We start from the raw sequence: 24,355 nt of genomic DNA, 5'->3' as shown, positions 1-24,355 counted from the left end.
GGGGAAGGCCTCATTACGGATGTCAGAGCAGCCGTTCCAGGCCGTAGACAAGAGCCTCAAGCTGCCGCACCTTACGGATGCTCAGCAAGACCCCTGGCATATAGGCAGAGCGATCGATCGTGTCGTGGCGCAGGGTGTAGGTCTCTCCAGGAGCACCAAACATCACCTCCTGATGTGCCACCAGCCCAGGAAGCCGAAGGGAATGCAGCCTCAAGCCACTGGGTCTCACACCGCCACGACTGCCCGCAAGCGATTCATGCTCATCGACTTCAGCCGGGTTAAACACTTTGCCCAGCTCCTCCATGAGCTCGGCTGTTTTGATGCACGTGCCACTTGGAGCATCCGCCTTGCGGTTGTGATGCAACTCCGTGAGCTCCGCATGGTCATAGAAGCGTGCTGCAGCAGCGGCCGCTTGTTGCAGCAGCACCATTCCCACTGAAAAATTAGGAATCACAGCGCCCCCAACGGACGCTTTCTGGGCAAAGGACTGCAGATCCTCCAACTGCTCCGGGGATAGACCGGTGGTACCGATCACGGGATGCACCCCATAGGCCATCGCTGCCCTGGTGTTCGCATAAACAACAGATGGGTGAGTGAAATCCACCATGACGGCACCACCACCAGGACCGCGATCACGAACGGCCTGACTGGCCGAACACAGACAGCCCTCGAGATCGGCCGTGATCGCAACCTCCAAACTCCCGAGGCCGAGTGCTTCTCCCACATCCACGCCCTCTTGGCCGGGGGTGGTGTCGATTGCACCGACCAATTCACAATCCGCAGCGCCCTGCACAGCCTTAACAACCTCTGCCCCCATTCGACCGAGAGCACCAGCAACAATCACGTGGATGGGATCAGCGGAGCGAACCTCAGACATCGCGCACAGAGCAGCACTGCGCTCGAATCATGCCTGATGCCCAGAATGAAAACTGAAGGGGAGCTGCACCTCAACCCTTTTCAAAGGCTTCGAAAACACCATGAAGTGGAGCTCTCTCCACAACGATGAGCATGTTCGCCACCGCCACGGTCACGGTCACGACTGAAACAGCAGCTGTGTTTACAGCGCTGGCGATTGTGATCATCGTGTCCCAACTCTTCGGACAAGTGCTGGCGCGACTGGGGCAACCCCGCGTGATGGGAGAGATCCTTGGTGGCATCGCACTGGGCCCGAGCCTGCTCGGTTGGATTGCCCCCAACCTCGAAGAACAGTTTTTTGGCGGTGGAATCATCGATGAGCTCAGCTTGCTGGGCCAGCTGGGGCTGGCGATGTTCATGTACTTGGTGGGGCTCGAACTCAGGCCCTCCATGCTTCGCGGCCAGGCGGCTTTAGCCCTGCGAATTTCACTGAGCGGGATTGTTGTGCCGATGGCCATGGGCATCGGCCTCGCCTATGGCCTGAACGTTTGGGACACCAGCCTCTTCCCTGGAGAGCGCACCTTGGATGGGGCCTTGTTCTTGGGCACAGCGATGGCAATCACCGCCTTTCCTGTTCTCGCCTGCATTCTCAAAGAACGCGGCCTGCAAGATCAAACGATTGGCAGCCTGAGCATCGCCTGCGCCGCCATTGATGATCTGTTCAGCTGGGTGATCCTGGCGGGTGTGGTGGCCTTTGCTCGCTCAGGATCAGCGATCGCCTGCCTGATCCCCCTCGGCCTTACTGCAGCGTGGGCCTTTGTTCTGCTAGTGCTCCTGCGCCCAGCGAAACGCTGTCTGGTGAAGCATGTGGAGCAACAAAAAGAGATTTCACCACTAGTGCAGGGCGCCCTTTTTGCGGGCCTTTTGATCAGCAGCGTGGTGACCGATCAAATTGGCGTTCATTTGATTTTTGGAGCCTTTCTATGGGGGCTGGCGATGCCGCGACACCACGAGCTCCAGACGCGAATGGAGACAAAGCTTGAAACCGTTGTCATGCGCCTGCTTCTACCAATGTTCTTCGTGGCGAGCGGCCTGGAGACCGAGCTCACCAAGCTCGGACGGGGCGACCTGCTGCTCATCACCGCTTTGGTGCTTGGAGTCGCTGTAGCAGGCAAATATTCAGGCACGTGGGCCAGCGCTCGCCTTGGGGGAGTCCCGGAGCGAGACGCACAGGCCTTGGGCTGGCTTGCGAACACACGTGGGATGACCGAGCTCGTGGTGCTGAATGTGGGACTGAAGCTCGGGGCGATTAACGCCACCCTGTTCGGCATCGGCGTGGTGATGGCCGTAGCAACAACGCTGATGACAGGACCAATGCTGGACCGGCTCGGCTTCACCAAACGCCGCTTACAGACTGTGTAACGCCTTGAGCCCAAAGCGCTCGCCGGGGCCGTCATCCCCGTAGGCTTCTTCATATTCCTCAATGCACCCAAATGTTCACGCAGGTCCGCTCCGCCGATCGCCGGGTTGTTCCTGCTGAGCCCAATAACCACAAGTCAGTCATGAAGGCTGTGTATGTGGTGCTCGAACCGCAATATCAAAACGCCCTGACCCAGGCCGCCAACAGTCTCAACGCGATGGATGGCCCCCTCGGGATTGAACTCAGCGGTTATCTGATTGAAGAGCTTCGTGATGAAGATAATTTCGCTGATTTCCAGGCGGATGTTGCCTCAGCTGATGTCTTTGTGGCGTCTCTGATTTTCATTGAAGACCTGGCCCAGAAAGTTGTCGAAACGGTGACCCCCCACCGTGATCGCCTCAAGGCCGCAGTGGTCTTTCCTTCCATGCCTGAGGTGATGCGCCTCAACAAGCTCGGCAGCTTCTCAATGGCCCAGCTGGGGCAAAGCAAGAGTGCGATCGCCGGCTTCATGAAAAAGCGGAAGGAGTCGGGTGGGGCTGGCTTCCAAGACGCCATGCTCAAGCTGCTCAACACCCTCCCCACGGTGCTCAAGTATCTGCCCGTGGAGAAGGCACAGGACGCTCGCAGCTTCATGCTGAGCTTTCAGTATTGGCTGGGCGGCACTCCAGACAATCTCCGCAACTTCCTGTTGATGCTTGCGGACAAATATGTCTTCCCCGCAGCTGCGGGTGACGAACGTCCTGCAATCGATGTCGCCGATCCCGAGGTCTTCCCAGACCTGGGCATCTGGCACCCGATGGCTCCGGCCATGTTCGAAGACCTGAAGGAATACCTGAACTGGACCAACAGCCGCAACGATCTCTCCGAACAAGCGCGGCAAGGTCCTGTCATTGGTCTCGTGCTTCAACGCAGCCACATCGTCACCGGCGATGACGCTCACTATGTGGCCGTGATTCAAGAACTCGAATTCAGAGGAGCAAGGGTTCTTCCCATCTTCTGCGGTGGTCTTGATTTTTCTAAGCCTGTCAACGCCTTTTTCTACGATCCACTCAATCAGGATCAACCTCTGGTTGATGGGGTGGTGTCTCTCACAGGCTTCGCGCTGGTAGGGGGACCAGCAAGACAGGATCACCCCAAGGCAGTCGACGCCCTCAAACGACTGAATCGTCCTTACATGGTGGCGCTGCCACTGGTGTTCCAGACCACCCAAGAGTGGGAAGACAGCGACCTTGGTCTGCACCCCGTACAGGTTGCACTGCAAATCGCCATCCCCGAACTGGACGGCGCCATTGAACCCATCGTGCTCTCAGGCCGTGATGATGCCACCGGCAAGGCTCACACCCTTCAAGACCGGGTGGATGCCATCGCGGAACGCGCAATCCGCTGGTCTTCACTGCGGATCAAACCACGTCAAGAGAAAAAGCTGGCCATCACGGTGTTCAGCTTTCCACCCGACAAAGGCAACGTCGGCACTGCCGCCTACCTCGACGTCTTTGGCTCCATCCATCGCGTCCTCGAGGAAATGAAAGCCAAGGGGTACGACGTGCAGAACCTGCCCCGCAATCCAAAGGCGCTGATGGAGGCGGTCATCAATGACCCCGAGGCGATGGAAGGTGCTCCAGAACTTTCAATCGCTCACCGTATGAGCGTTGAGGAATACGAGCGCCTCACGCCTTATTCCGAACGGCTTGAAGAAAACTGGGGAAAACCGCCGGGCAACCTCAATAGTGATGGGCAAAATCTGCTGATCTACGGCCGTCACTTCGGCAACGTCTTCGTCGGTGTTCAACCCACCTTCGGCTACGAGGGAGATCCAATGCGACTCCTTTACTCCCGCAGCGCCAGTCCTCATCACGGTTTCGCCGCTTATTACACCTACCTGGAGAAGATCTGGAAAGCCGATGCTGTGCTCCATTTCGGCACCCACGGTTCGCTGGAATTCATGCCCGGCAAGCAGATGGGGATGAGTGAAACTTGCTATCCCGATTCCCTCATCGGCGCACTGCCAAACCTCTATTACTACGCCGCCAACAATCCTTCCGAAGCCACCATCGCCAAGCGCCGTGGTTACGCCTCAACCATCAGTTACCTCACCCCTCCTGCAGAAAATGCAGGCCTCTACAAGGGCCTGAAGGAGCTTGGTGAACTTGTCGGTTCATACCAGCAGCTCCGCGAGGGTGGGCGTGGAATCCAAATTGTCAACACGATCGTGGAGACGGCACGTCTGTGCAATCTCGATAAAGATGTCGAGTTACCCGACGACGATTCCTCTGCGCTTGATCTCGAAGGCCGTGATGCCCTCGTCGGAGCGGTGTATCGCCAGTTGATGGAAATTGAGAGTCGTCTACTTCCCTGTGGTCTGCACACCATCGGCAAACCACCCACTGCGGAAGAAGCGATTGCCACTCTGGTCAACATCGCAGCACTGGAGCGTGAAGAAGATGGGCTGCGCTCCTTGCCTGGCCTCTTGGCCGAAGCCATGGGCCGATCCATCGAAGACGTCTACAAAGGCAACGACGACGGTGTGCTCGCTGATGTGGAACTGAACCGCACCATCACGGAGACCTCCCGTGCTGCAGTTGGCGCCATGGTGCAATCGCTCACCGGTCGCGATGGTCGCGTCAGCCTGCGCAACAGCTTTGCCTGGTTCTACGAGTTGCTGGCCAAGTTTGGCTTTAAGCCTGCCTCCCCGTGGCTGCGCGCATGCTGCACCGCCGGCTTCTCGAACACGAATGCAGCAGAACTCGACAAACTCTTTGCTTACTTGCGCTTCTGCCTTGAACAGATCTGCGCAGACATGGAGATGGGAAGCCTTCTGCGCGCCCTCGATGGTGAATACGTACTTCCCGGTCCAGGGGGTGATCCGATTCGCAATCCCGGCGTGCTTCCGAGTGGGAAAAACATTCACGCGCTTGATCCCCAGGCCATCCCAACGCGAGCCGCCGTGGCTGCGGCCAAAGGTGTGGTGGACAAATTGATCGAGCGGCAAAAACAAGAAGAGGGCACATGGCCCGAAACGATTGCCTGCGTTCTTTGGGGCACTGACAACATCAAAACCTATGGAGAATCGCTAGCCCAGATTCTCTGGTTCATCGGTGTGCGCCCAGTTCCTGACTCCCTTGGCCGCGTTAACAAGCTGGAACTGATCAGCCTCGAAGAACTTGGACGTCCTCGCATCGATGTGGTGGTGAACTGTTCAGGTGTCTTCCGCGATCTATTTATCAACCAGATGGCATTGATCGATCAGGGAGTGAAGATGGCAGCAGAGGCTGAAGAGCCACTGGAGCAAAACTTCGTGCGCAAGCACTCACTTGAGCAAGCGGAAAAAGATGGAACCAGTCTCCGAGATGCCGCCTGCAGAGTTTTCTCGAATGCCAGCGGCAGCTACAGCTCCAACGTCAATCTCGCCGTGGAGAACAGTACGTGGGAAGAAGAAGGAGAGCTTCAGGAGATGTACCTCTCTCGCAAAACCTTCGCCTTCAATGCCGACAACCCTGGTGAAATGAATCAAAAGCGAGAGGTGTTCGAATCAGCAATGAAAACTGCTGACGTCACCTTCCAGAATCTTGATTCAGCAGAAATCTCCCTCACGGATGTGAGCCACTACTTCGACAGCGACCCCACCAAACTGATTCAAGGCTTGCGGGAGGATGGCAAGGCACCAACCAGCTACATCGCAGACACCACAACTGCGAACGCACAGGTACGTTCCTTAAGTGAAACCATCCGCCTGGATTCACGCACAAAGCTTCTCAATCCCAAGTGGTACGAAGGAATGCTCGACTCCGGCTATGAAGGAGTGCGAGAGGTTGCCAAGCGCCTCAACTTCACCCTGGGCTGGAGCGCAACGAGCGGCAGTGTTGACAACTTCGTTTACGAAGAGGCCAATGAAACCTTTATCAATGATCCAGAGATGCGCAAGCGTCTGTTAGAACTCAACCCCCACAGCTTCCGTCGCATCGTCGGAACATTGCTTGAGGTCAATGGACGCGGCTACTGGGAGACGTCTGATGAGAACATCCAACAACTGCAGGAGCTCTACCAAGAAGTAGAAGACAAGATTGAGGGTGTGAGCTGAGCCAAGAAAGAATTTATATCAAATCAATCAACCAATAATCGGCCCTGCTCCAACTCAAAAGCAGGGGTTTTTTATGGCATCAAACAGGGCTTTGCTTCCTACAATCACAAAGGGAATTCAAATCGCAACGTCCCGTCAGGCGGAGTCGTTGAGCAGCCCATAGGCCATAAAAACGATCGACCCAACCAGACAGGACGGGCCAGGTTGTCGGTGCATACAACCAACCCATGCCGATCAATCGATAGCACTCCCTGAAAACAGCGACATCCGTCAGCACTGAACCATCGTTCCGGATGGCATGAATCCGCGTCATCGCTGCTCGATAACTGATCCCCGCCCAAAGAGATGGGTCGTAGTCCTCAGCATCAACATCCACAAAATGAATGCGGTGATGGTGATCACGGCGACGCAGAAATCGCACCTCGCGCAAACACAACGGGCAAGCGCCGTCATACAGAAAGGTGAGTTCGGCCGCTGGGCTGCTCACAACAGAAGGCGCGTTAGAGGCAATCGTTCTAGCGAATCGGAAGGATTGCAGAGGACATCTGAACCAACTGACGAATCGGGGCAACATCGTGCACCCTCAAGACTCCAACACCAGCTGCCGCAGCACGGCAGCAAACAGCCGCCGTGCCCCAGATGCGGGCCTTGGCACGCTTCTCATTCAGCACATCACCGATAAAGCGTTTTCGAGAGGGGCCGAGTAACAGGGGTACCCCGACGGCCACCAATCGCTCCAACTCCTGGAGTAACACCAGATTCTGTGTTGTCGTTTTGGCGAAACCCAAACCCGGATCCCAAATCAGCTGATTGCGTGCGACACCGATCGCTGCTGCACGATTGCTCGCCTCCTGAAGAGACTGGAGCACGTCGCTGACTACATCGTGGTAGTCAGTCATGGCATCCATCGTTTTGCTATCGCCACGGCTGTGCATCAGCACATAAGGACAACCTGCAGCAGCAATGAGGGGAAACATGCCCGGATCACGCCGCCCACCGCTGACATCATTGATCCAATCAGCCCCTGCCTCAAGAGCTGCTTCCGCCACAGGAGCAAGAAAGGTGTCGACGGAAATCAACGACTGCGGATAGGCAGAACGAATGGCTGTTAACGACGGCAGCAACCGACTGATCTCCTCAACAGCCCCCACCTCCTCCGCACCGGGCCTGGTGCTTTGGGCACCAAGGTCCAGCACATCAGCACCATCAGACAACTGGCGACTGGCCTGTCTCAGTGCCAACTCAGGTGTATTAAAACGACCACCATCACTGAATGAGTCGGGGGTGAGATTGATCACCCCCATCACAGCCGTTCGCGTTCCCCATGCTGCTGGCCAAGGAGATCGGGGCTGCGTCATCACACCGTTCAGCCAGCCTGATAGTTGGCAATCCGAGCGAAGCTTTCCGCCTCCAGAGACGCACCACCCACAAGCACTCCATCAATGTCGCTCATCGACATCAATTCATCGATATTGCCTGGTTTGACCGATCCTCCATATTGAATAATCAGATCAGGGGAACCAACCCAGCTGCGAATCAGACCACAGATACGGTTCGCTTCGGTGGATTCACATGTTTTGCCGGTGCCGATGGCCCAGATCGGCTCATAGGCCACGATCAGCTTGGCGGGATCAAGGCCCTCAAGCCCCTGTTCAACCTGACGACGGATCACCCGCTCGGCTTCTCCACGCGTGCGCTGCTCGTCGGTTTCACCAACACAGACGATCGGGATCAATCCATTCGATTGGGCGGAACGGGCACGATGATTGATTTGTTCGTCACTCTCGCTGAAATATTTGCGAGGCTCACTGTGGCCAACAATGGCGTAGACAACGTCATGCTCCAGAAGCATTCCAGGAGCAATTTCGGCGGTGTAAGCACCGTGCCCTTCCCAGTGCACATTTTGGCTGGAAAGTTCAAGCGTCGACCCCTTCACCAAATCAGCCATGGTGGAGATCGCCGTGAAGGGTGGCGCCACCACGAGTTCTCGATCATTTGGGGTGGCAGCGATCAACGGTAGAAACGTGGCCATCCATTCCCTGGCCTGAGCACAGGTCATGTGCATCTTCCAGTTGCCAGCGATCACCGGTTTACGCACGCTCGGGTCCTCGGACGGTCAGCAGCAGACAACTTACGTTCCAGCGCGAGCTTTTTGGCCTCAGACCACAGTGACTTCGGCTTGATCGCAGCCCATCGTCACGCGATCACCAACCTGAAGCTGAAGGCCACGACGGGTTTCAACAACGTCATTCACCTGTACGTCTCCCGCCTGGATGCGCATCTTGGCCTCTCCACCGGTCGCGACCCAACCTTGCCACTTCAGGAATTGATCGAGCCGCATGGGCAATGGATTGCGAGAAAGAGCATTGACATAGTCTGACGCGATGCTGAAACCCTCCGAGGCAGGCTTTCGCAGGCTTCTGCCCCTGCTCCGCCCCCATCTGCGGCAGTTGGCGCTGGGGGTGTTGTGCATGCTCGTGTACGTGAGCAGTTTCCTATGGCTGCTCAATCTGGCAGGTGCTCTCTTCCCTGCACTCGGATCAAGGGATCTTGGCAGGGTGCTCGGTCTGATCGGGCAAGGCGTGTTGATCTTCGCGGTTCAGAAGCTGGCCCAGTTCGGTCAAGACTCCCTGCTTGCTGGACCGGCTCTACAGGTGAGCAAGACGCTGCGCAGCAATCTGTTCAGCCGTTTGCAGACGGTTGAGCTAGGAGCACTGGAAAAGCTGTCAGCAGGCGATCTCACCTACCGACTCACCGAAGACGCAGATCGCGTCAGCGAGGTGCTCTACAAATCCATCCACGACACGCTTCCCAGCGTCCTCCAGTTGCTGGCCGTTCTCGGCTACATGCTCTGGCTGGACTGGAAACTGACGGCATCGATCCTGCTGCTCGCCCCAGTGATCATCTGGCTGATCAGCTTGTTCGGAGCACGGGTGATGGCCGCCACCGAACGCAGCCAGAAAAAAGTGAGCGAACTAGCCGGTCTGCTGGGAGAAGCGATCGAAGGCCTTCCGCTTGTGCGTGCCTTCGCCGCCGAACCCTGGCTGCAGGGTCGTTTCGAAGAGGAGATTGACCAACACCGTCAGGCCCGGCACCGCACCTACAGCCTTGTGGCACTCCAGCACCCCGTCGTGGGAATGATCGAGGTCGTCGGGCTCTTCTCCGTTCTGGGGCTGGCTGCTTGGAGGATTCAGAACGATGGCCTAAGCATTGCTGGCTTGAGCAGCTATCTCACGGGTCTTGTGGTGCTGATTGACCCGATCGCACACGTCACCAACAATTTCAATGAATTCCAGCAAGGTCAGGCCTCATTGAGGCGACTGAGACAGATCGAAAAGGAACCCCAAGAAGCCAAGGATCCATCACCAGCCCTTTCACTCGGTCGTCCCCAGGGCAACCTGCTTCTACAACAGGTGAACTTTGCCTATGGAGATGGCAAACCGGTGCTGCGCGACATCAACCTGACCATTCAGGCCGGTCAAGTAGTTGCCCTGGTGGGACCATCAGGCGCTGGTAAGAGCACCCTGTTTTCCCTGCTGCTGCGCTTCAACACAGCCCAATCTGGCGAGATCTGCCTTGATGGCAAGAATCTCAGTCAAGTGAGAGCACGCGAGCTTCGCCAACAGGTCGCACTGGTGCCACAACGAACCACCGTGTTCTCAGGCAGCGTCGCCGATGCCATTCGCTTTGGGCGCACCATCAGTCACGACCAACTGATCGAAGCGGCTCGTCTGGCCAATGCCCATGACTTCATCATGGCCCTCCCCAATGGCTATGACACACAGCTGGAAGAACGCGGTACCAACGTGTCGGGTGGCCAGTTACAGCGGATCGCCATTGCCAGAGCGGTGCTTGGCAATCCTGCGGTGTTGCTACTGGATGAGGCCACAAGTGCACTCGATGCAGAAGCTGAAGCCGCAGTGCAACTGGGGCTTCGTCAGGCAATGCAGGGGCGAACTGTGTTGGTGATTGCCCACCGACTTGCAACCGTGCAGGAAGCTGACCAGATTGTTGTTCTGGAGAAAGGAAGCATCCGTGAGCAAGGAAGCCACGACCAACTGATGGCCAGCAATGGTCGCTACCGCGAATTGTGTGAGCGGCAGTTCATCCGGGTCAATGCCATCGCAAGCGACTGATGGAGAACCAGCAACCCACACCCACCGGTCCGCAACAGAGTGAGCAACTCGCAACGACGGACAACGAAGCCAACAACCCTCTGCAACGCTGGGAATATCGCGTCGTTCATATCAACATCAACAACGATGCTCCACCCAAGCCATCGACCCCAGAGGCAGCCAGCAAAAAACTTCAGGGTTCCCTAAGTCCGGAATTCATTAAGCGTGAATTCCCCCAGATGTATCAGCAGCAACCCTTGGAGCAGAAGCACCCTGCGGCACAGCTACAGCATTTCCTCAATCTGCTCGGCAACGAAGGATGGGAGCTTGTGGAGACCAGCCAAGTAGGTGGTTTGCTGATGTTTTTCTTCAAACGGCTGCAGAGGGGCAAACCAGATCAGACAACCGGCCAACCCAGCGAAGCTGACAAGGCCGACGCCGGTAAAGTCTCTCAGAGTGAAAAAGATTCATGACCACCTCAGACCTCTCCCAAGACCAGAACCCCGTACTCACTTTCGAAGGCAAGCGCTATGACCTCAATGCACTTCCCGACGAACTGAAGGAACTGGTGCGTGGCATGCAAGTTGCTGATGCTCAGTTGCGCATGCACGAAGACACACTCAAGGTGCTGGCCGTGGGTCGACAGTCGATGGCCATGCAGCTGAACGAACGTCTCAACGACGTCACCCCTCTGCCTGAGGAAGGCTGAACAACAGCAGAAACTGCATAGCCAAAACGACCAAGAAAAAGCCTCCGCAAATTCGGAGGCTTTTTTGTTGTTTCAGCCAGGAAAAATCAGCTCTTCAATCTCAACCTTCAGAAAAGCGATGGGCACGTGTGAGCTTAAACACGGTTCCAGACAGAAGCAGGAGCGCCAAAAGATTCGGCAGAGCCATCAAGCCATTAAGGGTGTCAGAAACATTCCAAACAAGACCTTTCTCTCCAGCAATAGCTGCACAAACAGCAACTGCAATCCAAACCAGGCGGTAGGGAAGAATGGCCTTCTCTCCAAACAGGAACTGGGTGCACTTCTCTCCATAAAAACTCCATCCCAGAATTGTCGTAAATGCAAAAACAACAATGCCTGCAGTCACAATCAATCCACCACCATTAATGCCAAGCCCAAAAGCCGTGATCGAAATGTCAGATCCAGACAAAGCCTTCCTTGCCTTATCAGTCATCCCCAACAGAGTTTCAGAATAGTTTGTGATCACGACGAGAGCTGTCATCGTGCAGACCACAAATGTGTCAATGAAGGTGCCCAGCATGGCAACTGATCCCTGACGAACTGCGCTGGTGGTTTTAGAAGCAGCATGGGCTATCGGAGCACTACCCAAACCGGCTTCATTGGAGAAAATGCCCCGCTTGAGGCCTTGCAGCACAACGGCTCCAAACACACCACCAACTGCAGCCTGACCACTGAATGCGGAACTAAAGATCAGGCCAAAAGCACTTGGGATTTGATTGATGTGCATCGAAAGGATGACAAGGCATGCACCGATGTAGAGGATTGCCATCACAGGAACAATCGCAGAAGCCGCTCTCGCAATCCGACGGACACCACCGATCACAACCAGAAAAATCAGTACGCCAAGTACAACGCCAGTCGCACTGCGGGGGATTTGCGTGGTCTTTTCGAGGGCTTTAGCCAGTTCAAATGCCTGAACACCATTGCCGATTCCAAAGCCGGCGAGCATGCCAAACAAAGCAAACAAGCCTGCCATCCAGGTCCAACCATGGCCCAATCCATTGCGGATGTAATACATCGGGCCGCCCACATGATTGCCTTCCGCGTCAGTTTCACGGAAATGGACAGCCAGCACTGCTTCTGCATATTTAGTCGCGATCCCGAAGATGGCGATCAACCACATCCAAAAGATTGCCCCCGGACCACCAACGGCGATCGCCGTGGAGACCCCAGCAATGTTTCCGGTCCCAATGGTGGCGGCCAACGACGTCATCAATGCCTGGAACGGAGAGATCTCTCCCTCACCACGCTGATCAACAGGCTCAAAGAGGAGCTTGAAGCCATATCCGAGCTTGCGCAGCGGAATACAGCGAAGCCCAACCATCAAAAAGATGCCTGTAATTGCTATGAGAGCCACAGTCCATGGCCCCCATGCGAATGCACCCACCTTGGAGTTAACAAGCGTGATGAAATCTTTCATCTTAAAAACCAGAAAAACGGAATCGTAAAATTCTCAAAAGCCAAAAAGAGAATCCAAGATTCAAAGCGATTGAAGTGACTCAAATCGGAAAACCTGACGTCCAAGGGAGTCATCACCATCAGCAGCGGTCTTGATCACACGTTGCTGAAGAACCCAGAAACCACCTGGCTCTAGGGGCACAAACGTGTCTTCAAATTGGTTTTCAGGGCCACGCGCTTCACCCGTCGCCGGGTCGGAGTACTGACTGGTGTAGGTATGGCTGAGATAGCCGGCTCCGGTGTCGGTGGTACTGCCGGTGTGAATGGTCACCACCGTTCCGTGAATATGGCGATGAACCATCGTCACCACATCGTTCTTGATCCGATAACGATCACCTTCACCCTTGCCGCCGATGATCACTTCCACTCCAGCATCGGTACTCTCACCAGCCGTGAACGTGTTGTCGCCATGCACTTGGTCGAAACTGCGACGCACACGGTGGATGGCGACTTCCCAGAGCTGAGAGGCAAGCGCTTTCTGCACTTCAGCATCATCAACACCGTCCACAGAGGCCTTCAGATCGGCTCCCACGCTGAACGTGCCCTCCACACGACGGTCGCCTTGCTCCCAGACGCAACGACCCTTGTAACCAGCGAAACCAGGATCCCAGGTGTAGCGATTGGCGTAAGCGGCTTGAAAAGCCTCCCGACAATCACTGCCGGGTGCAATCTGGGTGGGAAGGGCCTGGGTCACAACGAGAAGGGATGTCGTTGAAGACGACCTTAATGGCTTGGCATTGTCTGGTGAACATCTTGCAAGGCATGGATTGAAAGGGTTTCTGCCTGCAGGGCTGCAATCGCTTCAACCGCAGCCCTAGCCCCTGCCAGGGTGGTCACGGTTGGCACTGAGTAATCCAGCGCAGCTCTACGGATGTAACGATCATCGTGGGCTGCCTGACGGCCGATCGGCGTGTTGATCGCCAATTGAATCCCGCCCGAACGGATCAGATCCTCAATATTGGGTCTGCCTTCGTGAACCTTCAAAACGGAGCTGACCTCAAGGCCGGCCTGCTTGAGAGCTTGAGCAGTACCGGATGTGGCCGTGAGCTCAAAGCCAAGTTCGATGAGTCGCAACGCCACCGGGACGAGGGCCTGTTTGTCACGATCATGGGTGGAGAGGAACACGCGTCCAGAGGTTGGCAGTGCATCCCCAGCCGCGAGTTCAGCCTTGGCATAGGCCATCCCGAACTCGCGGGCTGAGCCCATCACCTCACCGGTGGAACGCATTTCGGGGCCGAGCACGGAGTCAGCACCAGGGAATCGCCGGAAGGGCAGAACCGCTTCCTTCACTGCCTGCAAAGGCGGTTGCGGCTCTGCCAATAAGCCAACGTCAGCGAGGGTTTCTCCAGTCATCAGCCGGGTGGCGATACGGGCAAGCGGAACTCCGGTGGCCTTGGCCACAAACGGCACCGTGCGGGAAGCGCGAGGGTTGGCCTCGATGATGAAGACAACCTCGTCTCCCTCGGCATCGCGCTGCACGGCGAACTGCAGGTTGATCAACCCCTGAACCTTGAGCGCTAGGGCCAAGGCTTCGGTCCAGCGGCGGATGAGTTGGAGCGCCTGCTTGCCAAGCGAAACCGATGGCAAACAACAGGCTGAGTCACCTGAATGGATGCCCGCGGGCTCGATGTGCTCCATGAGCCCCCCGATCACCACGGCCCCATCCAGATCGCAGAGGGCATCAACATCCACCTCAACTGCGTTCTCCAGGTACTGATCGATCAGCACTGGATGATCAGGCTCCACCTGCACAGCTTCCACCATGTAGCGATTGAGCTCCTGCTCATCGAAAACCACCTCCATCGCCCGACCACCGAGCACATAGGAAGGACGCACGACCACCGGATAACCAACCCGATCCGCCACCGAACGAGCCTCTTCTTCACTTCGAGCCAGACCATTCCGAGGCTGACGGATCTCCAACTCGCGCAGAATGGCTTCGAACTGTTCCCGATCTTCCGCCCGGTCGATGGAAGCAGGCGACGTACCCAGAATGCGGCTACCGGTCTGGCGTCCAGCTTCGCTGTCAAGCCAGCGCAGTAAAGGGAGGGCCAGCTTGAGGGGGGTTTGACCACCAAACTGGACAATGACCCCTTCAGGACGTTCGGCCTCGATCACATTGAGCACATCCTCTAGGGTGAGCGGCTCAAAATAAAGACGGTCACTGCTGTCGTAGTCGGTGGAAACCGTCTCGGGATTGCTATTGACCATCACCGTGGCGAAGCCCCGTTCCTGGGCGGAGAACGAAGCGTGGCAGCAACAGTAATCAAATTCGATGCCCTGACCGATCCTGTTGGGCCCACCGCCGAGAATCATCACCTTGCGGCGTTGCTCCGATTGCACCTCATTCATCGGAGGCAGAGTGTCCAGTTCTCCAGCGGCATTAAGACGCTGAACGCGTCGCTCATAGGTGGAGTAGTGATAGGGGGTGGTAGACGCGAATTCAGCAGCGCAGGTATCAACGGTTTTGAACAGTGGCGTGATGCCTAATTGATGGCGTCGACTGCGTACATCCAGCTCTTCACAACCTGTGGCCCAAGCGATCTGACGGTCGGAATAGCCCAATTGCTTGAGCTGAAGCAGATCATCCGCATTCAGTTGTTCCAAGTTGCGGTTGCTTAAAAGCGCTTTCTCGCAATCGATCAGCTTGCGCAGCTTGGCGAGGAACCAAGGATCAATACGACTCAGTGCATGGATCTCAGCATCAGTGCGACCTTCCACCATCGCCGCTCGCACAGCAAGGATCCGGTCGGGAGAAGGCGTTCGCAGACTGCGTTCCAGTTCCACTGCCGTGACAGGAGCATCAGGGCGATCACAACCCCAGCCAGAGAGGCCGGTTTCCAACGAGCGCAACGCTTTCTGAAACGACTCTTCGAAGCAGCGACCAATCGCCATCGCCTCGCCCACGGATTTCATCGCAGTGGTGAGAACCGCAGGCGAACCGCGGAACTTTTCAAAGGCGAAGCGAGGGATTTTGGTAACCACGTAATCGATCGTCGGCTCAAAACAGGCCGGCGTCTTACCCGTGATGTCGTTGAGGATCTCGTCGAGGGTATAACCAACGGCTAATCGGGCAGCAATCTTGGCAATCGGGAATCCGGTGGCCTTACTCGCTAAGGCGGAGGATCGACTGACCCGAGGGTTCATCTCGATCACCACAACGTCGCCATCCACAGGATTGATGGCGAACTGGATGTTGCTGCCCCCAGTGGCCACACCAATCTCGCGAATAATGGCAATCGACTGATCGCGTAAGCGCTGATATTCCCGATCGGTCAGAGTCTGAGCAGGAGCCACGGTGATCGAATCGCCGGTGTGCACCCCCATCGGATCGAGGTTTTCGATGCTGCAAACGATCACGACGTTGTCGACCTGATCGCGCATGACCTCCAGCTCAAATTCTTTCCAACCGAGCAGAGACTGTTCGATCAAGATTTGGGAAACAGGGCTGGCCTCCAATCCGCTTTTGCAAATTGCGGCGTACTCCTCTGGGTTGTAGGCAATGCCCCCTCCACTACCGCCAAGGGTGAAGGCTGGTCGAATAATGCGAGGGAAGGTCGTGATCGCAGCGCCCACGGCTTCAGCTTCCTCAAGACTTGAAGCGATCCCGGAAGGACACACCTTCACGCCAATGCGCTCCATGGCCTGCTTAAACAGTTGGCGATCCTCCGCCTTGCGAATAGCAGGGAGGTCGGCACCGATCAGTTCCACGCCGAAGCGATCCAACGTTCCGTTCTCAGCCAAGGCAACTGCAAGGTTGAGAGCCGTCTGTCCACCCATGGTGGGGAGCAGTGCATCAGGGCGCTCCTTTTCAATCACCCGGGTGACAACCTCCGGGGTAAGGGGCTCGATATACGTACGATCCGCCAGCTCCGGATCGGTCATGATTGAGGCGGGGTTGGAATTCACCAACACCACTTCGTAACCATCGGCGCGAAGAGCTTTGCAGGCCTGCGTTCCGGAGTAATCAAATTCACAGGCTTGTCCGATCACGATCGGACCGGAACCCAGCAGAAGGATGCGACGAAGATCAGACCGCCGGGGCATGGGCCTTTGCAAGTAGCCAAACCTGTACAGCCTCCCACGCGACACCCCCAACACGGCGGCTTTCAACCATCACTCGCTAGCGTGAATGGATAGGGAAGGAAGCGAAGGACTATGAGCGAGCTCCAGCGCCTCAAGGGGCTGCTGCCACCGGAAATGCAGAGCTGGGTGTTCGTGGAGGCCGCAGCTGCCGTTGAACCGCCGCTGATCACCCTGGAGGAGATCGGCAGAGATGAGGTGGAAATCCAGGTGGATCTGGAGCATTGGGACAACCTCGCTCTAGACCACCGCAATCTGCTGTTCTGGCATGAGGTGGGTCGGGTTCAGAACGACACCATCCCTCGTGACGGCTGGGAGATGGCGGCATTGGCAATCGGCCTGGGCGGTGCCATCGGTGAGCTGTGGGTCCAAGACGGACTGCTACTGCTGATGGCTCTAGGTCTCTCCGGCTTTGCCGGCTACAGGCTTTATCTCAAAAACAATTCAGAGAAGCGCTTGCAGGACGCGATCGCGGCCGACGAAAGAGCAATTGATCTGGCCTGCCGATTCGGCTATAGCGTTCCCAATGCCTACAAAAGTCTTGGCGGGGCATTGAAAGAATTGGTGGAGCAGACGCGCAAGAAGAAAAAGCGCAGCTTCTACGAAGATCGTCTTGAGGCCCTGCGCAAAAGCGCCAGCAAAGCAAGGGCTGAAATGGCTCAGCAACAGGGGTCGAGAGAATCTGTGACCAGTGAGAATGTTTATGGATAGCGAGCAGCTGGCCCAAATGGCTGCCGATGCCTGTGATGACCGCAAGGCAACCGACATTGAACTGATCCGGGTGGACGAGGTTTCAAGCCTGGCCGACTGGATGGTCTTCGCCGGTGGCCAAAGTGATGTTCAAGTGCGTGCCATCGCCCGCTCCGTGCAGGACAAGCTGGAAGAAACCACAGGCCGACTTCCTCTGCGCAAAGAAGGGGTGAACGAAGGCCGTTGGGCTCTACTCGACTATGGGGAGTTGATCGTTCATATTCTTCAGCCGGGTGAACGCAGTTTTTATGACCTCGAAGCCTTTTGGGGTCACGGAGAACGCAAAGGCTTCGTAGCGTCACAAGCCGAACAGGCACTCTGATCAGCGTTGATGGCCAGCACCAGTGCCTGCCCAGTGCCTCACGAGCAACGTCCCCAGGAGGAATTCCAGCAGCTGTGTGCCTCCTGGTTCTTCACCTGGCCCACGACATCCCAACGCAGTCTTGATCAGGCACTGCTGATCAGCTGGCTTGGGATCATGCCGATCACCATGATCGTGGCCAGTGGCAGCTGGCTCCTGCGTAACGACCTCCCCAGACTGTTGGCAGCCGGGGCCGTCTCTGCCCTAGTGCTTCCCATGCTGCTGCTGGTACGTCAGTGGTTGGGATGGAGTTACGTACACAAACGCCTGCTCTCAGAACAGGTGGAATACGAGGAATCAGGCTGGTATGACGGTCAGGTGTGGGAAAAGCCGCTTGCATGGCGGCAGCGTGACCTGCTCATGGCACGCCATGAAGTGCGACCGATCCTTGGACGACTCGCCCGAGCCATGGCCTGGACTGCTGGACTGATGCTGATTGGCGCCAGTCTCTGCCAGGCTCTCTGAACACAACGAACCGGCCGTTCCCATGGCACTGCCCTCTAGCCTCGGCGGCGGTCCTTCCTCCACGGGCATGCCCCCTCTGGAAGTGAGGCTGAAACGCGGTTCCAGCGTGGAATCCGTGCACCGCGTTCATGCCGTGGTCTGTGATCAGCGCGGTCGGATTTTGATGCGGGCTGGACGGGCTGACTATGAAAGCTTCATCCGCTCCGCCCTCAAGCCATTCCAGGCACTGCCGTTTCTCAGTAGTGGCGCGGCAGCCCAAGTGCAATGCGGCGATAAGGGCTTGGCCATCAGCTGCGCCTCCCATTCCGGCACTGCCGAGCATGCCCGCGAAGCCTTCAAGATTCTCTGGAATGCCGAACTGGAGTCCTCACAGCTGCAGTGTCCGATACCTGATGGAGCGAGCAGTCCGCTGGAACACAACTGCTCAGGCAAGCACGCTGCCTTTCTGGCAACCTGTCGAAAGATGGCTTGGCCCACAGAGAGTTATCTCCAAGGCGATCATCCCTTGCAGCAAGAGGTGAACCGACGGGTTGCCGAGCTTTTGGGCCTACCGCCCGATGAACTGATCGCCGCCAGGGACGACTGTGGTGCACCAACACTGCGTCTCCAACTCCCGCAGATGGCCTTGCTTTACGCCCATCTCGGAGCATCAACTCAGGCAGAACTGGAGCAGATCAGCAGGGCGATGCTGGCGCACCCACACATCGTGGCGGGCGAGGGGAGATTCGATACCGAACTGATGCGCCGTAGCCATGGTCAGGTACTGAGCAAAGGTGGCGCCGAAGGTATTCAGTGCCTCAGCAGGATCGGCGAAGGAATGGGCGTCGCGATCAAGGTGGAAGACGGTGCCAGACGTGCCAAACAAGCCGTCGCTCTTCATCTGCTTCAACAACTGGACTGGTTGACGCCCGGGAGCCTTCAAGAGCTTGAAGAGCAGGTGCTAATCCTCAATCCAGGAGTGCATCTAGAGGTGGAGGGAGCCCTGCGCTTCCAGGAGAGCTGAAGGATTGAGTAGCGGCGGCGGCGAACCACGGGATGTATACTTTTTGAGTCATCGCGGGGTAGAGCAGTCTGGTAGCTCGTCGGGCTCATAACCCGAAGGTCGGGAGTTCAAATCTCCCCCCCGCCACCAATTCAAAACCCCCGAGGCCAAACGCTTCGGGGGTTTTTTGTTGTTTGGCCAAGAGCCTGCGCTGCTGTCAACGAAACAGGCGCAGATCCTGCGACATTGTTCTTAGCGGAGGGCATGGATCAACACACAATGGCTTCAGGATTCAGCACTGCCATGAACCAAAGCCCATTTGAGGCAATTGTGGTTGGCTCAGGTGCCACCGGAGGGGTGGCAGCGATGACTCTGGCAGAGGCAGGGGTCCGTGTTCTGGTGCTTGAGGCGGGTCCTGATCTCACCCCCCGGAAGGCGATGGGAGGAGAACCTGGCAACAGCATCCGCAGGCTGGAAGGACTGATCGGGGGCACCCATCGCCGACAGGCCCAACATCCCGGTTATTGGAAACAAAATCCCCTGCTCTATATCGATGAGCAGAAGCATCCCTACAGCCATCCCAATGATCGCCCATTCCTCTGGACCCGCGGCCATCAGGTGGGCGGAAGAAGCCTGACCTGGGGAGGCATCACCCTGCGGTTATCGAATCGTGAGTTCAAGGCTGCCGCCGAGGATGGTCATGGATCGGAGTGGCCGATTGACTACAACGATCTGGCACCGCACTACACCGCCCTCGAACAACTGCTGGCGGTTCATGGTCGTCGCGATGGCCTCGAGCAACTGCCCGATGGGTGGGCGACCACTGCACTGCCCTCCACCAACGAAGAAGAGGCCTTCGCCTCCAAAGTGCAACAACAGCTGGGCTTCCCCTGGATTCCTTCTCGGGGATTTGAACAACCGTCCAAAAGCCAAGAGGCCGCTTGGCCCCGTTCAAGCAGCAAGGGCAGCACTCTGAAACGCGCTCTGGCCACGGGGCTGGTGGAGGTTTGTAGCCATCAGATGGTGGAGAAGCTGGTGATGGCACCAGGCCGAGATCGGGCCACGGGCGTGATCGCAGTGAACCTGAGCAACGGCAGCCGCTGCCGTCTTGAAGCTCCCCTGATCGTGCTTTGCGCCTCCACGATTCAAAGTTTGCGCATTCTGCTGAATTCAGAACAGCAACACTGCAGCGATGGTTTCAGGGATCCCTCTGGGCAGCTAGGCCAATACCTGATGGACCACGTCTCCAGCTGTCGATTTTTTGCGATTCCAGCCCAGTCGGACGTGATCAATCCGGCACCCCTTTCAGGGGCGGGAAGCTTTTTCATCCCCTTTGGACCTTGTCTTGAAGGCACAAGGCCTGTGAATTTCCTTCGGGGCTATGGCCTGTGGGGAGGGATCAATCGCTTTGACCCTCCTGAAGCTCTTAAGCGCCAATCACACTCTCGTCTGGGCTTCTTGATCGGCCATGGCGAAGTGCTTGCACAGGCCCATAACCAAGTCAGTCTGTCCACCCAAACCGATCGATGGGACGTCCCCATCGTTCACATCGACTGTCGTTGGGGGTTGAACGAAGAAGCGATGGTGGAGCACATGCAGAGCACGATGAAGCAGGCCATCGAAGCTGCTGGTGGAGAGATGAGGCCGCTCCAGGATCTTGTTCACATGCCCCTCATCGAACCACTGGTGGCTGGGAGCGCAGCGCTCGACAGTGGAGCACCTCCCCCGGGGTACTACATCCATGAAGTGGGAGGCGCCGCCATGGGCAGCGATGAATGCACCAGCGTGGTGAATGGATGGAACAGACTCTGGCGCTGCCCGAACGTTCTGGTGGTCGACGGTGCCTGTTGGCCCACCTCAGCCTGGCAAAGCCCGACGCTGACAATGATGGCTGTCACCCGAAGGGCATGCCAGAACGCCATCAAAGGCGGGAACGACTGAACAAATCATCCAGATAGCGCTCAGTGACTGCACGGTCTTCACAACCGTTCTGGAACAGGAAGTTGGCCAGAGCCGAGCTCATCACCCGGTACTGGTCCCAGCTGGGATGACGACCGATGAAGTCCTTCATGCCGCGGTACAGCAGCTCGGGAATTTCAGCTTCCAGACTGACAAAGCTGGAGGGAGCAGGCAAAGCGGAGCTGCCGACCTCGAGAGTCTCTGCTGCTTCAACACAAAGTTCGAGATGGTTTCGATCCACTTAGGCCCCTCAGGCGGTCATTGCTGTCCCACTAAGAAGCCACAAACCAAGGGGGAACGTCAAAGGGTGCGCTCAAAATCGACCATACCCCAATCTCTAGCGAGACTCACTGCAGCGCAGGGGGCCTATCAGCGACGACTTGCGATCGACAAAGACGAGAGAGAACCCGGAGAAGCTGTCAAGAAGTGTCCGATACAGAAGCGTCCAACCGAAGCATTCCCCAGTTTCCGGCCCAAACGCCGAGGTGTCGTGGAAAACAACCGCAAAGCTGTGGAAAACACCAAAAGAAAGCTCGAGGAGCAAAATCGATAAGCCCTCCTTATGAGAGAAAGTCTCAAGAGACCAGGGCGAGATTGAGATCAACGAGGTCCCCAGATCCACTGGTTTCCTTCAGGTTTCGGTGTCAAAAGGTTCTCCTTTTGCAGACACCTTGCGAAGAGTCTCCGGCCCTAGAGGGTGATCGGCATGGGGATAGGGGTGATGTCCGTGTCCATGCTCGTGGGAATGATCATGGCTGTGCTGATGCCCTCCACCCAGAGGGATCGGGATGCCGTCGGGTTGACACGCACCTGTGCACTCGTGTTCGCAGAGCTCACATCCATCGGTGAGGCCCTCCACGTGGTGGTGGTGACTTTCCTGCGCCAGGCCAACCTCAGCCTCGAAGCCAAGAACCTGAGCCCGGTACTTGCAGAGCGAGCAATTCATCGCCGTCTCGCCCCCAAGCACTTCCCGCACCCGTTCCACAAAGGTGTCGAGCACAAGCGAGTGATCTCCGAGATAACCAGCTGAGACAAAATCCACTTCAGGATGGTCAGCAGCCACTAAGGCGGTGTGCTGACGAATGCGGCTCACCAAAACGCCTGAAAAGAGGAAATAGGGGAACACGACGATTCGTTTAAAGCCCAGACGCACCACATGGCGCAGGCCTGGCTCCACCAAAGGGAACGTCACGCCGGAATACACCGATTCACCCCACCCGAAACCGAGTCCCTCAACAAGCATGCGGGTGATCTTGGTGACGTTGGAATTTGCATCCGGGTCGGAAGAGCCACGGCCCACGACCACCAGAAGCGTTTCTTCGAGTGGAACGTCACTGGGGGACTGTGCCAAGGCTTCCTCAATGCGCGCGCCGGCCGCAGCGATCATCAAGCGATCCACCCCAAGCTCACGGCCGTAATCGATGGTCAGCCCCGTTTCGGCACTGTATGTATTGAGAACCGAAGGAATGTCGTTCTTGGCATGCCCGGCGGCGAACAACATCGCAGGCACGGCCAGAACACGCTTCACCCCCTGAGCCCGGAGTCGATCAAGGGAGTCTCGCAGGATCGGCTTGGCAAATTCGAGATAACCGTGCTCCACCGGCAGGCCGCCCATTCTTGGCCTGAGTCCGGCAGCAAGGCTGGCGAACTCCTCAACCGCCTGACGGTTGCGACTGCCATGACCACAGATGAGGACGCCCACATCTTCTGCCTTGAACTCAGACAAACCCGCAGTCACACGTCTTTTTCACCTGAGGGGACCCTATCGCCAGCAATGACGCGATGATTTCTATAGAGCGCTGATCGCCAGTGGCCCCGGTCCGCAATCCCCTCGCTGCTGATTGCCTGACGAAGGGAACTCTTTTGCCCTCATCGACGGAGGTCGAATCGATCCTGCGCAGCACACCACAACCATTACCACTGAGAATCTGCAGCGGTGGTACGACCAGTCGTTGCACAGAGGATCAGCATTGGACGCTTGATCTAAGCGACGGGCACCGAACCCTTGTCCTGAACAACGACCACACCAGTGTCCGCTTGGGTGCAGGCCTGACCATGGGCGAGATTCAAGCGGAGCTGGCCATCCACGGGAGGATGATCCCCACAGGCCTATCGGGTCTGCCCGGCGCTGGGTTCCTAGTCACCGGTGGTATGGGCCCCCTTAGCCGCAGCCTCGGGCTAGCCATCGACCACATCGAGGCGATCAGAGGCGTTTGGGGGAATGGAAGCCGCTTCCGCATCACTCGACCCGGTGTTGCCCTGCTGGAGCACAGGCCCGAGCACATGGAATGGCGAGGGCTGCTTGGAGCTGCGCTCTTTCTCGGGGTGGTGCAGGAGCTCGATCTGCAAACGACCCCCCTCCGATCAGTGGAGATCCTTCAAGGCTGTGTGACACCACAAGAGCTAGTGGCGCTGATCTTGGAGGCAGAGAGCTTCCCGAACGGGATAAGCCTGCAGTGGTGCTGGGGAGCACGACTTGAAGTCATGCTTGTGGCCAGATCAGACGATCTTCTAGCCCTCCAGATTCTCAGGCGTCAACGCGACGAGCGAAAGCTCTCACAACCTTTGCAAACTTGCCTGAGCGGGATTCATCAGCTTCCGGCCTTTGGGGCGATGAGTCTGGCCCGGACCGATGAAGCGCCCGTGCACCAAGAGGTTTTAGGCCTGCTTGGACCCCGATGGAGCGATCAAAGCCAGGCCCTGATCACGGCGCTGGGGGTGGCCATGGCCAATCGCCCTCACCACCGATGCACGATCGCTTGCCAACAATTGGGAGGAGCCGTGAGCCAACAGCCCTTCAACAGCAGCTCGTTCATCCACCGCCAGGCGGAATGGAAACCGTGGATCACCGCCAGCTGGCTGCCTGGAGATCAGAGCGGTCGCCAAGCCAGTCTGCGCTGGCTTGAGCAGGTTCGAGACTGCCTCCATCCCCTCTGCCCAGGGGTGCATCTGGCCCAGCTTCACGACCATCTTCCCTGGCACGCCCGCGAACTCGAGCAAGCCTTCGGATCCTGGCTGCCGCATCTACGGGATCTCAAGCAACGACTCGATCCCAACGGGGTGCTGCCGATGCTGTGAATA

General features: G+C 57.2%; 21 protein-coding genes and 1 tRNA gene. 12 read left to right on the top strand and 10 right to left on the bottom strand.

Features of this window, described 5'->3' with window-relative positions:
* Positions 1–22: 22 nt before the first annotated feature.
* Positions 23–877: a 4-hydroxy-tetrahydrodipicolinate reductase gene (dapB, locus tag DXY10_RS01980; protein WP_115015530.1), complete on the bottom strand. Its 855-nt coding sequence runs from the start codon at positions 875–877 to the stop codon at positions 23–25.
* Between the two features lie 125 nt (positions 878–1,002).
* Between dapB and DXY10_RS01975 the strand changes: the two genes are divergently transcribed.
* Positions 1,003–2,277 (top strand): cation:proton antiporter, encoded by a 1,275-nt coding sequence (locus tag DXY10_RS01975; protein ID WP_115015528.1) that lies wholly within the window; start codon positions 1,003–1,005, stop codon positions 2,275–2,277.
* A 71-nt stretch (positions 2,278–2,348) separates the two neighbouring features.
* Complete coding sequence (locus DXY10_RS01970) at positions 2,349–6,353, top strand: magnesium chelatase subunit H (protein ID WP_115015526.1); 4,005 nt, start codon at positions 2,349–2,351, stop codon at positions 6,351–6,353.
* Between the two features lie 79 nt (positions 6,354–6,432).
* On the opposite strand, the gene DXY10_RS01965 is transcribed toward DXY10_RS01970, so the two are convergent.
* From DXY10_RS01965 to DXY10_RS01950, 4 genes are read right to left on the bottom strand one after another with little or no spacing between them, the layout of a single operon-like run.
* Complete coding sequence (locus DXY10_RS01965; RefSeq protein WP_115015524.1) at positions 6,433–6,840, bottom strand: thiol-disulfide oxidoreductase DCC family protein; 408 nt, start codon at positions 6,838–6,840, stop codon at positions 6,433–6,435.
* A 28-nt stretch (positions 6,841–6,868) separates the two neighbouring features.
* Positions 6,869–7,711 carry a dihydropteroate synthase gene (gene folP / locus DXY10_RS01960; RefSeq protein ID WP_244281885.1) on the bottom strand — a complete coding sequence of 281 codons (843 nt, stop codon included), beginning with the start codon at positions 7,709–7,711 and terminating at the stop codon, positions 6,869–6,871.
* Positions 7,712–7,719: 8 nt separating this feature from the next.
* Entirely contained in the window at positions 7,720–8,451 is a 732-nt protein-coding gene (tpiA, locus tag DXY10_RS01955; protein ID WP_115015519.1) for a triose-phosphate isomerase, read from the bottom strand.
* Between the two features lie 60 nt (positions 8,452–8,511).
* Positions 8,512–8,694 carry an RNA-binding S4 domain-containing protein gene (locus tag DXY10_RS01950; RefSeq protein WP_115015517.1) on the bottom strand — a complete coding sequence of 61 codons (183 nt, stop codon included), beginning with the start codon at positions 8,692–8,694 and terminating at the stop codon, positions 8,512–8,514.
* Between the two features lie 43 nt (positions 8,695–8,737).
* On the opposite strand from DXY10_RS01950, the gene DXY10_RS01945 reads away from it, so the two are divergent.
* Genes DXY10_RS01945 through DXY10_RS01935 form a run of 3 tightly spaced genes read left to right on the top strand, consistent with a single transcriptional unit; the run spans position 8,738 to position 11,177 of the window.
* Positions 8,738–10,489, top strand: coding sequence for an ABC transporter ATP-binding protein (locus tag DXY10_RS01945; RefSeq protein WP_115015515.1), 1,752 nt, complete (start codon positions 8,738–8,740; stop codon positions 10,487–10,489).
* Positions 10,489–10,941 (top strand): hypothetical protein, encoded by a 453-nt coding sequence (locus DXY10_RS01940; protein WP_244281884.1) that lies wholly within the window; start codon positions 10,489–10,491, stop codon positions 10,939–10,941. Before DXY10_RS01945 ends, DXY10_RS01940 begins: the two co-directional genes overlap by 1 nt.
* The gene (locus DXY10_RS01935; protein ID WP_115015513.1) at positions 10,938–11,177 is read left to right on the top strand and encodes a DUF6447 family protein; all 240 of its coding nucleotides are present in this window, start codon (positions 10,938–10,940) and stop codon (positions 11,175–11,177) included. Before DXY10_RS01940 ends, DXY10_RS01935 begins: the two co-directional genes overlap by 4 nt.
* Before the next feature lie 100 nt (positions 11,178–11,277).
* On the opposite strand, the gene DXY10_RS01930 is transcribed toward DXY10_RS01935, so the two are convergent.
* Genes DXY10_RS01930 through carB form a run of 3 tightly spaced genes read right to left on the bottom strand, consistent with a single transcriptional unit; the run spans position 11,278 to position 16,721 of the window.
* Complete coding sequence (locus tag DXY10_RS01930; RefSeq protein ID WP_115015510.1) at positions 11,278–12,636, bottom strand: sodium:alanine symporter family protein; 1,359 nt, start codon at positions 12,634–12,636, stop codon at positions 11,278–11,280.
* Positions 12,637–12,696: 60 nt separating this feature from the next.
* A complete protein-coding gene (locus DXY10_RS01925; protein WP_115015507.1) occupies positions 12,697–13,368 on the bottom strand; it encodes a DUF3386 domain-containing protein in 672 nt (223 codons plus the stop codon).
* A 29-nt stretch (positions 13,369–13,397) separates the two neighbouring features.
* Positions 13,398–16,721 (bottom strand): carbamoyl-phosphate synthase large subunit, encoded by a 3,324-nt coding sequence (gene carB, locus DXY10_RS01920; protein ID WP_115015505.1) that lies wholly within the window; start codon positions 16,719–16,721, stop codon positions 13,398–13,400.
* 111 nt (positions 16,722–16,832) lie between these two features.
* Between carB and DXY10_RS01915 the strand changes: the two genes are divergently transcribed.
* From DXY10_RS01915 to DXY10_RS01890, 6 genes are all read left to right on the top strand, one after another.
* The gene (locus DXY10_RS01915) at positions 16,833–17,468 is read left to right on the top strand and encodes a DUF3318 domain-containing protein (RefSeq protein ID WP_115015503.1); all 636 of its coding nucleotides are present in this window, start codon (positions 16,833–16,835) and stop codon (positions 17,466–17,468) included.
* Positions 17,461–17,829: a ribosome silencing factor gene (rsfS, locus tag DXY10_RS01910; protein WP_115015501.1), complete on the top strand. Its 369-nt coding sequence runs from the start codon at positions 17,461–17,463 to the stop codon at positions 17,827–17,829. The genes DXY10_RS01915 and rsfS overlap by 8 nt, the downstream gene beginning before the upstream one ends.
* Before the next feature lie 9 nt (positions 17,830–17,838).
* The gene (locus tag DXY10_RS01905; protein WP_115015498.1) at positions 17,839–18,333 is read left to right on the top strand and encodes a CGLD27 family protein; all 495 of its coding nucleotides are present in this window, start codon (positions 17,839–17,841) and stop codon (positions 18,331–18,333) included.
* A gap of 22 nt (positions 18,334–18,355) precedes the next feature.
* Complete coding sequence (locus DXY10_RS01900; protein WP_115015496.1) at positions 18,356–19,336, top strand: asparaginase; 981 nt, start codon at positions 18,356–18,358, stop codon at positions 19,334–19,336.
* Positions 19,337–19,388: 52 nt separating this feature from the next.
* Positions 19,389–19,465 (top strand) — tRNA-Met (locus tag DXY10_RS01895).
* A gap of 153 nt (positions 19,466–19,618) precedes the next feature.
* Complete coding sequence (locus tag DXY10_RS01890; protein ID WP_115015602.1) at positions 19,619–21,256, top strand: GMC oxidoreductase; 1,638 nt, start codon at positions 19,619–19,621, stop codon at positions 21,254–21,256.
* Here the strand turns inward: DXY10_RS01890 and DXY10_RS01885 are convergent.
* Entirely contained in the window at positions 21,237–21,515 is a 279-nt protein-coding gene (locus DXY10_RS01885) for a DUF2811 domain-containing protein (protein WP_115015493.1), read from the bottom strand. The genes DXY10_RS01890 and DXY10_RS01885 overlap by 20 nt on opposite strands.
* A 390-nt stretch (positions 21,516–21,905) precedes the next feature.
* A complete protein-coding gene (locus DXY10_RS01875) occupies positions 21,906–23,012 on the bottom strand; it encodes a sirohydrochlorin chelatase (protein ID WP_115015491.1) in 1,107 nt (368 codons plus the stop codon).
* 71 nt (positions 23,013–23,083) lie between these two features.
* Here DXY10_RS01875 and DXY10_RS01870 point away from each other — a divergent pair, with 71 nt between their 5' ends.
* Positions 23,084–24,352 carry an FAD-binding protein gene (locus DXY10_RS01870; protein ID WP_115015490.1) on the top strand — a complete coding sequence of 423 codons (1,269 nt, stop codon included), beginning with the start codon at positions 23,084–23,086 and terminating at the stop codon, positions 24,350–24,352.
* Positions 24,353–24,355: the final 3 nt, after the last annotated feature.

Origin of the sequence: Synechococcus sp. UW140 (assembly GCF_900474295.1) — a bacterium.
Lineage (GTDB): Bacteria > Cyanobacteriota > Cyanobacteriia > PCC-6307 > Cyanobiaceae > Synechococcus_C.
Note: the sequence above shows the minus strand (reverse complement) of the source record. Positions and strands in the feature narration are given on the sequence as shown.

Bases quoted from the DNA above. Each gene is read 5' to 3' on its own strand.
- dapB (WP_115015530.1), bottom strand. From the start codon at position 877: ATGTCTGAGGTTCGCTCCGCTGATCCCATCCACGTGATTGTTGCTGGT.
- DXY10_RS01975 (WP_115015528.1), top strand. From the start codon at position 1,003: ATGAGCATGTTCGCCACCGCCACGGTCACGGTCACGACTGAAACAGCA.
- DXY10_RS01970 (WP_115015526.1), top strand. From the start codon at position 2,349: ATGTTCACGCAGGTCCGCTCCGCCGATCGCCGGGTTGTTCCTGCTGAG.
- folP (WP_244281885.1), bottom strand. From the start codon at position 7,711: ATGACGCAGCCCCGATCTCCTTGGCCAGCAGCATGGGGAACGCGAACG.
- DXY10_RS01950 (WP_115015517.1), bottom strand. From the start codon at position 8,694: ATGCGGCTCGATCAATTCCTGAAGTGGCAAGGTTGGGTCGCGACCGGT.
- DXY10_RS01945 (WP_115015515.1), top strand. From the start codon at position 8,738: ATGCTGAAACCCTCCGAGGCAGGCTTTCGCAGGCTTCTGCCCCTGCTC.
- DXY10_RS01940 (WP_244281884.1), top strand. From the start codon at position 10,489: ATGGAGAACCAGCAACCCACACCCACCGGTCCGCAACAGAGTGAGCAA.
- DXY10_RS01935 (WP_115015513.1), top strand. From the start codon at position 10,938: ATGACCACCTCAGACCTCTCCCAAGACCAGAACCCCGTACTCACTTTC.
- DXY10_RS01930 (WP_115015510.1), bottom strand. From the start codon at position 12,636: ATGAAAGATTTCATCACGCTTGTTAACTCCAAGGTGGGTGCATTCGCA.
- carB (WP_115015505.1), bottom strand. From the start codon at position 16,721: ATGCCCCGGCGGTCTGATCTTCGTCGCATCCTTCTGCTGGGTTCCGGT.
- DXY10_RS01915 (WP_115015503.1), top strand. From the start codon at position 16,833: ATGAGCGAGCTCCAGCGCCTCAAGGGGCTGCTGCCACCGGAAATGCAG.
- rsfS (WP_115015501.1), top strand. From the start codon at position 17,461: ATGGATAGCGAGCAGCTGGCCCAAATGGCTGCCGATGCCTGTGATGAC.
- DXY10_RS01905 (WP_115015498.1), top strand. From the start codon at position 17,839: ATGGCCAGCACCAGTGCCTGCCCAGTGCCTCACGAGCAACGTCCCCAG.
- DXY10_RS01900 (WP_115015496.1), top strand. From the start codon at position 18,356: ATGGCACTGCCCTCTAGCCTCGGCGGCGGTCCTTCCTCCACGGGCATG.
- DXY10_RS01890 (WP_115015602.1), top strand. From the start codon at position 19,619: ATGAACCAAAGCCCATTTGAGGCAATTGTGGTTGGCTCAGGTGCCACC.